Origin of the sequence: Hathewaya massiliensis (assembly GCF_902143515.1) — a bacterium.
GTDB classification, from domain to species: Bacteria; Bacillota; Clostridia; order Clostridiales; family Clostridiaceae; genus Hathewaya; species Hathewaya massiliensis.
Genome location: NZ_CABFVD010000003.1, coordinates 207,278 through 220,830, shown reverse-complemented (window position 1 = coordinate 220,830; position 13,553 = coordinate 207,278). Strand labels below are relative to the sequence as shown.

The following is a 13,553-nucleotide window of genomic DNA, read 5'->3' as shown; positions in this document are numbered from 1 at the left end:
CAATGATACTTAATATTTATAAAAGAATATCTCTGCTATGAATATTTTAATAAAGTTAAATTTAGATTAAATAGTTATGTTTTAATTGAAAAAAATTATATAATATCATATGATTAAAATTGAATATAATCATATACGAGGTGGTAAAAATTGAATTTAATACAAGTTATGAAAGCAATATCAGATGAAACACGTCTTAGAATTCTAAACATACTTAAAGACGGTGAATTGTGTGTATGTGAGATAGAAATTTTGCTAGATATTAATCAATCTAATGCATCAAGACATTTAAACAAATTAACTAATGCTAAAATACTAGAATATTATAAAGTTGCTAAGTATGTATATTACAAAATTAATAATAATACAATTCAAGAATATCCATTCTTAAAAGATATTATTGAGAATGAAACTCTTAAGTTAGAACAATGTAATAAAGATTATGAGAAATTGAAAAAACATAAGATGAGTGGATTTACTTGTCATTAATTTAAAAAAGTTAAATTATGATTTTCAAAATAATAAGTTAAAGGAAGTGCTTTTATGAAACCTAGAGTAGCATTTATATGTGTTCACAATTCTTGTAGATCCCAAATGGCAGAAGCACTAGGAAGGTTATTTGCCTCTGATACTTTTGATTCTTATTCAGCAGGAACAGAGACTAAACCTAAAATAAATCAAGATGCAGTAAGAATTATAAAACAGGTGTATGAAGTTAATATGAATGAGATTCATACATCTAAATTATTAAAGGATATACCCGAAGTTGATATTGTTATAAAAATGGGATGTAATGTTGTATGTCCGGTTTTATCAGCAAAGCATACAGAAGATTGGGGATTAGAAGATCCTACAGATAAAAGTGATGAAGAGTTTATTAAAGTAGCAAAGGCTATTGAAGAAAATATTAAAGATTTAGCAAAAAGAATAAAAAATAAAGAAATTAATTTAAATGAATAATAGTTAGCTTATATTAAAAATAGGAGGAGTAATTATGGATTTTCAAAAAAAAGATCAAAACAAAGGACTGGGATTTTTTGAAAAATATCTTACAGTATGGGTAGGACTTTGTATTATAATTGGAATACTTATTGGACAATTTGCATCAATAGTTCCAAAGACTTTAAACAAGTTTGAATATTATAATGTTTCAATTCCAGTTGCTATTTTAATTTGGCTTATGATATATCCAATGATGTTAAAAATCGATTTTAATAGTATAGTTGGCGTAACAAAAAAACCTAAAGGGTTAATAGTCACATGTGTTACTAACTGGCTTATAAAACCATTTACAATGTATCTTATAGCAGCATTTTTCTTTAAAGGTGTGTTTAAAGCACTTATTCCAGCGAATCTTGCCACAGAGTATTTAGCAGGAGCAGTACTTCTTGGGGCAGCACCATGTACAGCAATGGTTTTTGTATGGAGTTATCTTACAAAAGGAGACCCAGCATATACATTAGTTCAAGTTGCAGTAAATGATTTGATTATATTGATTGCATTTACCCCTATTGTAGCATTTTTATTGGGTGTAAGTAATGTTATAGTACCTTATGGAACATTGATATTATCAACTATATTATTTGTAGTAATACCACTTACAGCAGGATATTTAACTAGAAAATCCATTATAAATAAAAAAGGAATAGAGTATTTTAACAATGTGTTTTTAAAGAAGTTTGATAATCTAACAATTATAGGACTGCTATTAACCTTAATTATTATATTTTCATTCCAAGGGGAGATTATAATAAATAATCCACTGCATATTTTATTAATTGCTATACCTCTTACCATACAGACATTCTTAATATTTGGAATTGCTTATGGATGGTCAAAATTTTGGAAACTACCACATAGTATGGCAGCACCAGCAGCAATGATAGGAGCAAGTAATTTCTTTGAATTAGCAGTTGCAGTGGCAATATCATTATTTGGTTTAAAATCAGGAGCAGCACTTGCTACGGTGGTAGGGGTTTTAACAGAAGTACCAATAATGCTTACTCTTGTTAAGATTGCAAATAACACAAGAGGAAGATTTGATAATAAATAAAATAATGAATTCTTTAGCAAAATTATAAAGAAACTAGAAACTTTTAGCTATAACAAGATTCATAGCAATATTCATAATATTAACTTGCAGATTATATGTTTAAGATATAAGAAGTAGAGTAAAACTCAAACCTTATATTCACATATAACTTTGCAAGTTTTTTATTTATAATTTCTATATAAAATTATATAAAGTAGTTTTAAGTCTAATTTTGTAATAATATGCATTGCGAAATATATTCTAATAAATAGTGAAATATGATACAATACAGAAAAACATTAGCATGGGTTTTCTATAGGAAAAATACAATATATGCTTACCAAAACTTATATAAAGGTAGTAATTTAGGGGGAAGATATAGTTTAATTAATTCTTCTGGAAGTACGGCAAAATCAATTGTTAAGTATGGAACTCAAAGTACAGGATTGGCATTTTAGTCCTACAATTTCTGATAAATATGAGTTAAGAATTACAAATATTTATGATGATTAGAATACTGGGGTAATGGTTTCAGGAAAGTTTAATTATTAAAATAATAAAAGTAATAGATTTATAACTTATTATATTATAGGGGGTAATTTCATGAATTTAACTTATCATACGTTAGTTGGGGTTACAACATCTACAGTAATTTCAAATAATAATCACAATATTAATATTAAAAATATTTGGATACCAATTCTATTAAATATTTTATTACATGGCCTTATGGATATAATTCCTCATAATTATCCTCTAAGTTTATTCATAGATTGTGTTTTTACATCAATATTAATACTATTAGTATTAATATTTTTTAATAAGAGAAAATACAAGATAACATTAATATGTGTTTTTGGAGCAATTATTCCTGATATTATTGATAAGCTAATAATTAAATATCTTTTACATAGTAATAATTATTTATTTATATTTCATAAATCAAAATTTATTAACAGATTTTATGGGATGTATTTAAAGATGATATCTGGTCAATATTTTTGGGTTTTAAATATTACTAATATAATAATAGTAATAATTTGTTTTATAATCTTAAATAAATATAAGAAGAACTTTTTTAAATTTTATTATACAAATGATTTAGAAAGGGAAAGGATATCAAGTCCACAAAAATTAAAATAAATAAAATATTAGTAATAGAATACATTCTTCAATCATAAAGAGGCAAAATAAATTCCTCCTTTAAATAGGATTAATTTTTCTAAAGTATAGAAATTCCTATTTAAGACTTTATGTTTTGCCTTTAAAGAGAATAAAAGTAATGTTACAGGTAGTCATTGGATAAAAAAATTATAATGGGGTGATTAAGATTATTAGGGGACTATTAAAGAAATCCATATTTATAATTATAACTTTTACTGCCATATCTTTTATATTTTCCATTGCTACCACAGTTTACGAAAGCGTTATGAAAAGCACCTCAGAAAACAATGAATTTCTCACAGGAGAAACTATAAATTGTAATGTAGATTTAATAGATGGTTTAAATCATAAGGATTTTTTAGACTTTAAAAAGCTAAATGAAAATATTTTAATGTATAAAGAGGTTTCAAGAGAGATATATAAAGGGGTATATTTTAGTGGGAATAAAAGCCCTAAGGTTCCTATTTTAGAAGGAAGATACTTTTCTAAAGAAGATTTTAATAAAAATGAAAAATTAGCTGTAGTTGGGCGAGAAAAAGCAAAAATCTGTGTTGAAAAAGATGGTAAGAAATATTTTTCTGATGATAGTGGAGAATACTTAGTAATAGGGGTTATGGGATATAAAGAAAAAAATACAACTTTAGATTATGTAGTTCATTTTAACTTAAATTCTATATACAATAATCCAGAGGTAGACTTTAGCAGTGGTAATTATTCTATAGATTCAGGTAAAGACACTAAAGAAACAGTGAAAAAATTTGAAGCAGTTATAAGAAAAAGATTTCCCTTGGCTAGGATAAGTACCTATAAAAATGAAGAGGTTAATTCATCCCTTGGAAGTTTACTTACTAATGCTATGGGAGCTAATATGATAATAATTTTAATAGTAACATGTATTTCACTTAACACCATAAGTCTTACAACTAATTGGATAAATCAAAAGAGAAAAGAATTAGGTATAAGAAAGGCTTATGGAGGAACAGATAAACAGATAAGAAGAAGAATATTAATAGAATATGAAATAGTAATTACTTTTTCTTTTTTACTTGGATTTATAATTTCAGTTATAGCAATTAAGGCAGGACTTATAAAAACCTTTGGAAGAGAAATATACATTACATCATCTTTTATAGCTTATTTATTATGCCTAGTCATAGGAAGAATTACAGCAAAAATACCTATGAAAAAAGCTGAAAAGTTAGAAGTATGTGAAATAATGAGGTGATGTTTATGAAAAATATAAAATATGCTTTTCATGGTTTAAGTACAAGAATAGGGGTAAGTATAATTATTTTAATTCAAGTTACAGTGGCATTGTATTTTTTAAATTCTGCTATACTAGTGCAGAGAAAATATAGAAAAGATAAAGAACAACTATTATCTATATATAATGGTGTAAGACCTTTTAGACTTTTAGTAAGTAATGGGAATAAAGATGTAGATATAAATAAGGCAAAGGAATTTAGAGATTATTTAAGAAACAATGATAAATTTAAACTTTTAATTATTCAGAATAGAAGTTTTTATATTGAGAATTTTAAAGGTGACAGTAAATTTATAGAACAACGAGATAGGAATCCTTTTATTAGTCCAGGGTATTCATCTATAAAAAATATAAGTTTTGATAGCAATTTCTTAGAATTTTTCAAGCTATCTGTAGATGAAGGGCGATTTTTAAATAAAGAAGATTTTAATAGGACTGATGTAGTTCCTATAGTTTTAGGAAGCAATTATAGGGAAATATATAAGTTAGGAGATGAGTTTAAAGCAGAAGATAATATTCATAATAAGATATATAAATATAAAGTTATAGGATTTTTAAAAGAAGATTCATACTGCTTAGAGGATACTCAACAGCTTGAAACTACTAACTTAAATAATTACATGTTACTTCCATATATGGACAGCTTTATAGATACAGAAGAAACTTTTTTAAATTTAGGTTTCTATGACTCTCAAGGAGCAATTTTTAGTAGAAATCCAGAAAAGAATGCTGAGTATTTCAATGAAATTAGAAGTAAATCTCAAGAGATGGACTTATATAAATACAAATATTATAGTAGTGAAGAACAATTTAAAGAGTTTGAAGGATTTGTGAAAAGTGATATTGAACAATCTACTATGATTTTTTCTATAGTGCTATTATTTTGTAGTATAGGTATTATAACATCCATATTAAGTTCCATAGATACTAGAACCACAGAGTTTGGTATCCACCTTTTATGTGGAGCGAAAATCAGTGATATCATCTTAAGAATTGTATTAGAAACTGCAATGATTATAGGCTGTTCTTTTTTATTTATCACTAGCATAAATATCTTTAAATTTAAAGATATGAAAAGTACACCATATTTATTAATCTTTAGTTTAGGAACTATTATGTTTTTAACCATTATACCAGTTATAAAATTAATGAGATTCCATGTTAATGATATTATTAGGGGGAAAGAGTAATGGGTTTAATTGAATTAAAGGGAGTTTGGAAAATTTATGGCATGGGTGATAGTAAGGTAGAGGCTTTAAAGGAAATTGAAATTAATATTGAAAAGGGGGATATGATTGCCATAATGGGAGCTTCTGGTTCTGGTAAATCTACTCTTTTGAATATATTAGGATGCTTAGATAAGCCTACTAGGGGTAGTTATAAATTAAATGGGAAAGAAGTAGCAAATTTAAGTAAAAATGAGCAGGCAACCTTAAGAGGGAGTTTCTTTGGATTCATAGTTCAGCATTTTGCCCTAATAGAGGACTATACCATATATGAAAATGTAAAAATTCCTCTAGACTATACAAAGCTTAAAAAGAAAGCAAAAGATGAGAGAATTATGACATATCTAAAAAAACTAGGCATAGAAAATAAAAAAAGTAGAAGACCAAGTCAATTATCAGGTGGACAAAACCAGAGGGTAGCCATAGCTAGGGCTTTAGTTAATAATCCAGAAGTTATATTGGCAGATGAACCTACAGGGGCTTTGGATACGAAAACTGGAAATGAAGTAATAGATATATTTAAAGAGATAAATAAAGAGGGGAAAACTGTTATAATAGTAACCCATGATCCTAAGGTAGCAGAACAGTGTAAGAAAATTATCAATATAAAGGATGGGGAAATTATAGAGATAAAAGAGTTAGTTTAAATAAAAGTACTAAAATAAGTGTTTAAATAAGTAATGTAATCCTTCACGTATTTATTGACATAGGGAAATAATAAAGTTAAAATCATTAGGTAGACTAATTATTGAGTAAAAATAGCTTTATATGGGAAAAATTTAATAAGTTAAAAGTGAAATAGTTTTACTTTGAGGATTAGATTTTAAATATATATAGAAAGAGGAGAAAAACGTGGAGGATTTAAGAAGCAAGATAGAAAAGAGAAGAACCTTTGCTATTATATCTCACCCAGATGCTGGTAAGACTACCTTAACAGAAAAATTACTGTTATATGGTGGAGCTATTAGAGAAGCAGGTTCTGTTAAAGCAAGAAAAGCATCAAAACATGCAGTTTCTGACTGGATGGAAATAGAAAAACAAAGAGGAATTTCTGTTACATCATCAGTTTTACAATTTAAATATAATAATTTTTGCATAAACATTTTGGACACTCCAGGGCACCAAGACTTTAGTGAAGATACATATAGAACCCTAATGGCTGCAGATAGTGCTGTAATGGTTGTGGATGGAGCTAGAGGTGTTGAGGATCAGACAAGAAAATTATTTCAGGTTTGTAGTATAAGAGAAATTCCTATTTTCACTTTTGTAAATAAGTTAGATAGAGAAATAAGAGATCCCTTTGAACTTATGGAAGATATAGAAAATGAATTAGGAATAAAATCATATCCTATTAATTGGCCTATTGGTAGTGGTAGAAACTTTAAAGGTGTATATCATAGAGAAAGTAAAAAAATCCAAACCTTTAACGGTGGAAAGCATGGTCAATCTCAAACAGAATCTACTTTTATAGATATAGAGGATCCACAGGCTATTGAAGTTATTGGTGAGAGTTTTTATAATAAACTTTTAGAGGACATAGAGCTTTTAGATATAGCAGGAGATGACTTTGATTATGAGGCAGTTAAAGTTGGAAATCTAACTCCAGTATTTTTTGGAAGTGCCTTAACAAACTTTGGTGTAGAACCATTTTTAAGAGGATTTTTAGAAATGAGTCTGCCACCACTTCCTAGAAATTCAGAAGATGGAAAAGTTGATGTATATAGCAAAGACTTTTCAGCCTTTGTATTTAAAATTCAAGCAAATATGAATAAAGCACATAGGGATAGAATAGCTTTTATGAGAATATGTTCTGGTAAATTCCAAAAGGGTATGGATGTTTATCATGTGCAAGGAAAGCAAAAAGTTAAGTTATCTCAACCACAGCAATTCTTAGCACAGGATAGGGAAATTGTAGAAGAAGCTTATGCAGGAGATATAATAGGTGTATTTGACCCAGGAATTTTTAGCATAGGTGATACTTTATGTCCAGTAAATAATTCATTTAAATTTGAAGGTATACCAAGCTTTGCCCCAGAACACTTTGCAAGGGTAAAACCTATGGATACAATGAAGAGAAAACAATTTATAAAAGGTATAACTCAAATAGCCCAAGAAGGTGCAATTCAGGTCTTTAAAGAACCTTTTATAGGTGTAGAAGAAATTGTAGTTGGGGTTGTAGGTGTACTGCAATTTGAAGTTTTAGAATATAGACTTAAAAATGAATATAACGTAGACATAAAGATAGAGAGACTTCCTTTTAGAAATATAAGATGGATTGAAAGCACTAGTGTAAAAGCAGAAAATTTAAGTTTAACTAGTGATACTAAACTTGTAAAAGACTTAAAAGATAGAAATATATTATTATTTCAAAATGATTGGGGTATTAGTTGGGCACTAGATCATAATAAGGACCTTGTACTATCTAATATTGGTAAATCAGAATAGAAATAAATAGATTTTGTCTTAAATAGAAGCCTAAATAAAAATTGCTGACATATGTTTTTGTCAGCAATTTTTATTTATTAATATATAAATATGCTAAATAATAGAGTTCCTTCTAAGTAAGGAATCAGTTATAAAGACTATAAGTGATATTATAAGTAATATATTTATTAACTTACCACCAATTTTAAACATTAATCCTAATATAAAGAAAAAAGGAATAATACATAAAAGCCATCTTAAGAATTTCATTTTTTTCTCCTTTACGGGTACACTTCTTCCATGTAATACTGCGTCTAGTTGGCATAAGGACTTGTTTTTCCTTTATAGTCCATACTTATAAATATTATATAAAGGAATATCATCATAAATTAATATACCCATTTTAAAGATTTTTATTAGAAACAATTTTTGGTGTATAATTGTTTATATAATATAATAATTATAATTATAGGGAAGGTAATAAGTAATAACTAACAACTAATAAGTAGTAGGTAAAAGTTTTCATAAGAAAATTCACTTTAGCTGAATTTTAACTACAACTATTATCTCCTAGTTATTAAACTATTACTTATTCATAAATTTATATTTGGGGTAAAGAAAATGAATATAAAAAAACTTAAAAGTTTGCTAAAAAAAGAGGAAAATGTAAAATTAGATTTTAAGCTTAAGGTAGATGTTAACGCAGAAAGTGGAAAGAAAGAATTAGCTAAGGATATATGTGCAATTGCCAACGGAAGAGGTGGAAGAGGTTATTTAATATTAGGAGTGGAAGATAAGACAAAAAAGTTAATTGGGGTTGACCCAAAGGAATTAAAAGAAGAACAAATTCAACAAATAATTAGTTCAAGATGTGATCCACCTATTCCAATAACCTTAGACTACTGCATCATAGACAGAAAAACCATAGGTATAATAACAATTTACGATGGAAATCAAAAACCTTATCAAATTAGAGAAAATGGAGCTTTTTATATAAGAAGAGGGTCCACAACTGATATAATGAGAAAAGAAGAGATAGTGACCTTATTAAGTGAAAATCTAACTTTAAATGCAGAACTTTGTCCAATTGCAAGAAGTAATGTAGAGCATTTAGATAAAAAAATGTTAGAAAGTTATTTTCGTTTTCAAAGGCTACAATTTACAGAGAATAATATGGAAGAACTAATGATAAATTTAGGCGTTGTAGTAAAAGATAAAGAAACTTCTAAATTAATGGTTACATTAGGTGGACTTTTGGTTTTTTCAAGTTATAATAATATATATATTCCTCAAAATAAGATTAAAATCATAAATACAGTTAAGAATAAAGAAGAAATAATTATAATAGGTGGTAAACTTTTAGATATGCTAGATAAAGCCGAGGAATATTTAAAAATCAATATGCCATCTAGTTACCCTATTAATGCCTTATATGAAGGAATAAAAAATGCTGTTTTATATAGAGATTACACTATTTATGATATGACAATAGAAATAAGGATTTCTAAAGACTATATTACACTTATAAGTCCAGGTTCTATGAATATATATAAGGGTGAAAATAAAAATTCTTATATAAAACGGAATATGTGGATATACGAAAAGTTAATTCTTTTAGACCATAAGAAAAGATTTTTAAATACAGGAAGTGGATTTTCCATAATTAAAAATTCTTTTAAGCAAAGTGGGAAAAAAGTATACTTTTTTAATTCGACAAAGTATAATTATTTCAAAATATCCTATCCAGGGATAGATAATTATATTTAAATAAAAAGAAGTCTTGACTTCAAAGGTGGGTTTTAATTTAACTAAAGCCTATTAACAGAATTCTTAGGAGTTTTACTCCTTAGAAGTCATTATCCTTTAGAGGAAATCTTTATTAAGAGAAGTAGCTACTATTTTCTCATGTTTTTAAAAAGATGAGAGTATTATGGCATATAGTCATTGATAAACATATAAAAGATTAGGAGGACAATTATGGAAAATGTATTTGATACCTTAATGGAACGTGGTTACATTAAGCAAACAACACATGATGAAATCAAAGATATACTAGGAAAGGAAAAAGTAACTTTCTATATTGGATTTGACCCAACTGCAGATAGTCTTCACGTAGGACATTTTATAGCTATGATGTTTATGGCTCATATGCAGAGGGCAGGACATAGACCAATAGCTCTTGTAGGTGGAGCTACAGGTATGATAGGGGATCCTTCAGGCAGAACTGATATGAGAAATATGCTTACTAAGGAGCAAATTCAGCATAATGTAGATTGTATAAAAAAACAACTATCAAGATTAGTTGATTTTAGTGAGGGAAAAGCTATTTTAGCTAATAATGCAGACTGGCTATCAGAGTTAAATTACATAGAATTTATAAGAGACATTGGGGTACATTTCTCTGTAAACAAGATGCTTACAGCAGAATGTTTTAAACAAAGACTTGAAAAGGGACTTTCTTTCTTAGAATTTAACTATATGTTAATGCAAGGATATGACTTTTTAGAATTATACCACAGATATGGTTGTACCATGGAATTGGGTGGAGATGATCAGTGGTCTAATATGTTAGCAGGTATAGACCTTATAAGAAGAAAGGAAGCAAAACAAGCTTATGCTATGACTTGTACTCTTCTTACAAACAGTGAAGGGAAGAAAATGGGTAAAACAGCTAATGGAGCTCTTTGGTTAGACCCAGAAAAGACTTCACCATATGAATTTTATCAATATTGGAGAAATATTAATGATGAAGATGTAGAAAAATGCCTATCATTATTAACATTTGTACCAATGGAAGAAGTAAGACAACTTTGTGCTATTAAAGGTTCAGAAATGAATAATGCTAAAAAGGTTTTAGCATATGAGGTTACAAAGCTTATACATGGAGAAGAAGAGGCTAATCGTGCAAAGGAAGCTGCAGAAGCTTTATTTGGTGCTGGTGGAAATTTAAGCAATGCTCCAACTGTTGAAATAACTAAGGAAGCTATAGGAACATCTATTTTAGATATTATAGCAAGTTCAAACATAGTTCCATCTAAAAAAGAGGGAAGAAGATTAATAGAGCAAGGTGGTCTATACATAAATGAGGAAAATATCTCAGATATAAATGCTTTATTTAAGGAAGAATATTTAAAAGATGGAGAAGCTTTAATAAAAAGAGGAAAGAAAAAAATCTATAGAGTTATAATGAAATAATTTTTAGCTAGGAAAAAGTTATTACATTAGAATTAATTGTAGTGGATAAAAGTTAAGTAGAAAAAATTTTACATGAAAACTAATTATAGTGGATAAAAAGATGAAACACTTTATTTAATATTAATATAGTTGTGAATCTGTATATCCACTTTTTTATTTATATTCTAAACTATTTTTAGGGTAATCACGATAATAGAGTAGAATAACCTTTTGGAGGAAAATCATATGGCTAAAATTTTGGGAGTAAACTCCATAAATTATGTAGACAAGAGAAAAGTTCAAAGTAAACTATCCTTTAATTATGGAGAAAAATTTTCAGCTAAGTTATGTAGTTTAGATAAATCAACGGGAGAAGCTACACTTAAGTTACCTAATGGTTGGGAATTTAAAGCAGAAGTTAAGGACTCTCTTGAATCTAGAGAAGGAAAAGTTTTAAAATTTGAAGTAAAAGATTTTTCTGAGGGAAAACTTAAGTTAGAATTAGTACAAAATGAAGATAAGAGTGAGATTAAGGGTTCCTTAGAAAAGATATTAAATTCTGTTGGATTAGAGGGGTCTGAAGAAAACATAGAGTTATTAGGGAAAATGCTAAAACATGACATTACTTTAAGTAAAGAAAATATAATGGATATGAAAAACTTATTAAATCTAAAAGAAAAAATTTCAAATGCGGAAGATGAGGAAAACTTTATAAGACTTTTCATGGAAAAAGAAGGGGTAGATATGGATTCTGATAAGGGAAAATTCATATATAATACCTTAAAGGAATTTTTTAAAGAACTAAAGAGTTCTGACTTAGATTTAATTATGTACTTAAAAGAGAACAACATAGAAATTACAAAGGAAAATATAGAAAGTCTTAATAACTTAATTAAGGATACAGGACTTATTGGAAAGGATATAGAGTCACTACTAGAAAAAGTCATAGTGGACTTAGGTAATAGTGAAGAGCAAAACACTTCTTTTGAAAACCTAAAAGGAGGAAACTTAGACTTTTTTGTAAAGGACGGAGAGGTTGAAAACTCTAAGGATGTTATAATAGACAATAATGATATTAAATCAAAGGAGCCTATAAATCCTAAGGAGATTACATTAGGAGAAGGAAAAGAGAGTGTAATTAGAGAAAATAGTTTAGCTAATAAAGAAATAGTAAGTAATAATAGTACTATTTATAAGGATGAAAGTGCAAAGGGTTTAAGTATTGCAACTTCTGATAATGATGGGAGTTCTACTAAGCTTAATTTAGAAGAAAAAGTATTAAATTCACCATCTGAAAATGGTTTAAAAACCTTAGAAGGTGAGGGGAAAATAGAAAAAGGGTATTACGACAAAAATCAATTAAATAATGAGGGTATAGACAAAAATGTAGATAAAAATATTATTAACAAGGATATAGATAAGGGGACAAAGAATAATATAATTAGCAAGGATATTGAGAAAGGTTCAGAGAATAATATAACTAACAAGAATATAGATAAAAATGTGGACAATAACGCTAATAATGTTAATAAGAATTCAGATTTAAGTACCTTAAATAATAATGCTAAGCCTAGTGAAGAGAAGAATTTATCTATGAATATGGAGAAAACTTTAAATATATTATTAAAAGAAAATGGTGTAGACTTATCAAGAAACATTTCTAAAGAGTTAAGTGCAGAGGTGAAAAATCTACTGCTTTTAGGTGATAAGGTAAAAGAAGATATAGTAAACAATTTATCCACAATAAAGCATAATATTAAGACTTTAATTAAGTTAATGGATGAGAATCCTAAATTAGAGGAGCAATTAATTTTTAATAATTTAAAGGGACCAATTAATAATCTAAAGGTCTACAATTCTTTAAGTAATGAGTATTATTATTTAGATTTTCCTCTCAATGTAAAAGAAAATGAATATCCTTTTAAACTTATAATAAAAAATAAAAATAAGAAAAATAAAAAGATTGATTCTAAGTCTGCAAAAATAATTGCAAGTATTAAAACTATTAATATGGGTACTATAGATAACTATATAACCATAAATAATAGTAATTTAGAAGTAAAAATAAATGCACCTAAAAAGTATACAAGATTACTTTTAAAATTTAAGGCTAATTTAGAAGAGGGATTAAACGACATAGGATATAATTCTCATGTTATAGTTCAAGAAAAGATCGAGGAAGTAAATTTAAAAAATTCTTGTGAGTTTTTTGATGACAAGAGTTTTACTACAGTAAATGCTTTAATTTAAATAATCCTTTTATTTTTAA

The 13,553-nt window shown here is 27.4% G+C and carries 13 protein-coding genes; 12 read left to right on the top strand and 1 reads right to left on the bottom strand.

Translation table 11 applies throughout. The features are described from left to right. The first annotated feature begins 150 nt into the window (after window positions 1-150). From FNZ64_RS08140 to FNZ64_RS08100, 9 genes are all read left to right on the top strand, one after another. Window positions 151-489 (top strand): ArsR/SmtB family transcription factor, encoded by a 339-nt coding sequence (locus FNZ64_RS08140; protein WP_142414298.1) that lies wholly within the window; start codon window positions 151-153, stop codon window positions 487-489. Window positions 490-543: 54 nt separating this feature from the next. Continuing rightward, complete coding sequence (locus FNZ64_RS08135; protein ID WP_142414297.1) at window positions 544-960, top strand: arsenate reductase/protein-tyrosine-phosphatase family protein; 417 nt, start codon at window positions 544-546, stop codon at window positions 958-960. 34 nt (window positions 961-994) lie between these two features. Then, the gene (gene arsB / locus FNZ64_RS08130) at window positions 995-2,053 is read left to right on the top strand and encodes an ACR3 family arsenite efflux transporter (RefSeq protein WP_142414296.1); all 1,059 of its coding nucleotides are present in this window, start codon (window positions 995-997) and stop codon (window positions 2,051-2,053) included. 257 nt (window positions 2,054-2,310) lie between these two features. After that, entirely contained in the window at window positions 2,311-2,490 is a 180-nt protein-coding gene (locus FNZ64_RS08125; protein ID WP_142414295.1) for a hypothetical protein, read from the top strand. A 145-nt stretch (window positions 2,491-2,635) separates the two neighbouring features. Beyond that, entirely contained in the window at window positions 2,636-3,175 is a 540-nt protein-coding gene (locus FNZ64_RS08120) for a hypothetical protein (RefSeq protein WP_142414294.1), read from the top strand. A 178-nt stretch (window positions 3,176-3,353) separates the two neighbouring features. After that, complete coding sequence (locus tag FNZ64_RS08115) at window positions 3,354-4,421, top strand: ABC transporter permease (RefSeq protein WP_142414293.1); 1,068 nt, start codon at window positions 3,354-3,356, stop codon at window positions 4,419-4,421. Window positions 4,422-4,426: 5 nt separating this feature from the next. Further along, a complete protein-coding gene (locus tag FNZ64_RS08110) occupies window positions 4,427-5,650 on the top strand; it encodes an ABC transporter permease family protein (RefSeq protein ID WP_142414292.1) in 1,224 nt (407 codons plus the stop codon). Then, window positions 5,650-6,333 (top strand): ABC transporter ATP-binding protein, encoded by a 684-nt coding sequence (locus tag FNZ64_RS08105; protein WP_142414291.1) that lies wholly within the window; start codon window positions 5,650-5,652, stop codon window positions 6,331-6,333. The genes FNZ64_RS08110 and FNZ64_RS08105 overlap by 1 nt, the downstream gene beginning before the upstream one ends. 205 nt (window positions 6,334-6,538) lie before the next feature. Next, window positions 6,539-8,131, top strand: coding sequence for a peptide chain release factor 3 (locus FNZ64_RS08100; protein WP_142414290.1), 1,593 nt, complete (start codon window positions 6,539-6,541; stop codon window positions 8,129-8,131). A gap of 93 nt (window positions 8,132-8,224) precedes the next feature. Here FNZ64_RS08100 and FNZ64_RS15080 read toward each other — a convergent pair whose 3' ends face one another. Beyond that, window positions 8,225-8,380 carry a DUF5670 family protein gene (locus FNZ64_RS15080; RefSeq protein WP_341472630.1) on the bottom strand — a complete coding sequence of 52 codons (156 nt, stop codon included), beginning with the start codon at window positions 8,378-8,380 and terminating at the stop codon, window positions 8,225-8,227. Between the two features lie 351 nt (window positions 8,381-8,731). Here FNZ64_RS15080 and FNZ64_RS08095 point away from each other — a divergent pair, with 351 nt between their 5' ends. From FNZ64_RS08095 to FNZ64_RS08085, 3 genes are all read left to right on the top strand, one after another. After that, window positions 8,732-9,877, top strand: coding sequence for an AlbA family DNA-binding domain-containing protein (locus FNZ64_RS08095; RefSeq protein WP_142414289.1), 1,146 nt, complete (start codon window positions 8,732-8,734; stop codon window positions 9,875-9,877). Between the two features lie 210 nt (window positions 9,878-10,087). Further along, complete coding sequence (gene tyrS, locus FNZ64_RS08090; protein WP_142414288.1) at window positions 10,088-11,305, top strand: tyrosine--tRNA ligase; 1,218 nt, start codon at window positions 10,088-10,090, stop codon at window positions 11,303-11,305. Window positions 11,306-11,530: 225 nt separating this feature from the next. Continuing rightward, window positions 11,531-13,534, top strand: coding sequence for a hypothetical protein (locus FNZ64_RS08085; protein WP_142414287.1), 2,004 nt, complete (start codon window positions 11,531-11,533; stop codon window positions 13,532-13,534). The last annotated feature ends 19 nt before the right edge of the window (window positions 13,535-13,553 follow it).

Coding starts and splice junctions, on each gene's coding strand:
- FNZ64_RS08135 (WP_142414297.1), top strand. CDS start 544: ATGAAACCTAGAGTAGCATTTATATGTGTTCACAATTCTTGTAGATCC.
- arsB (WP_142414296.1), top strand. CDS start 995: ATGGATTTTCAAAAAAAAGATCAAAACAAAGGACTGGGATTTTTTGAA.
- FNZ64_RS08125 (WP_142414295.1), top strand. CDS start 2,311: ATGATACAATACAGAAAAACATTAGCATGGGTTTTCTATAGGAAAAAT.
- FNZ64_RS08120 (WP_142414294.1), top strand. CDS start 2,636: ATGAATTTAACTTATCATACGTTAGTTGGGGTTACAACATCTACAGTA.
- FNZ64_RS08110 (WP_142414292.1), top strand. CDS start 4,427: ATGAAAAATATAAAATATGCTTTTCATGGTTTAAGTACAAGAATAGGG.
- FNZ64_RS08105 (WP_142414291.1), top strand. CDS start 5,650: ATGGGTTTAATTGAATTAAAGGGAGTTTGGAAAATTTATGGCATGGGT.
- FNZ64_RS15080 (WP_341472630.1), bottom strand. CDS start 8,380: ATGAAATTCTTAAGATGGCTTTTATGTATTATTCCTTTTTTCTTTATA.
- FNZ64_RS08095 (WP_142414289.1), top strand. CDS start 8,732: ATGAATATAAAAAAACTTAAAAGTTTGCTAAAAAAAGAGGAAAATGTA.
- tyrS (WP_142414288.1), top strand. CDS start 10,088: ATGGAAAATGTATTTGATACCTTAATGGAACGTGGTTACATTAAGCAA.
- FNZ64_RS08085 (WP_142414287.1), top strand. CDS start 11,531: ATGGCTAAAATTTTGGGAGTAAACTCCATAAATTATGTAGACAAGAGA.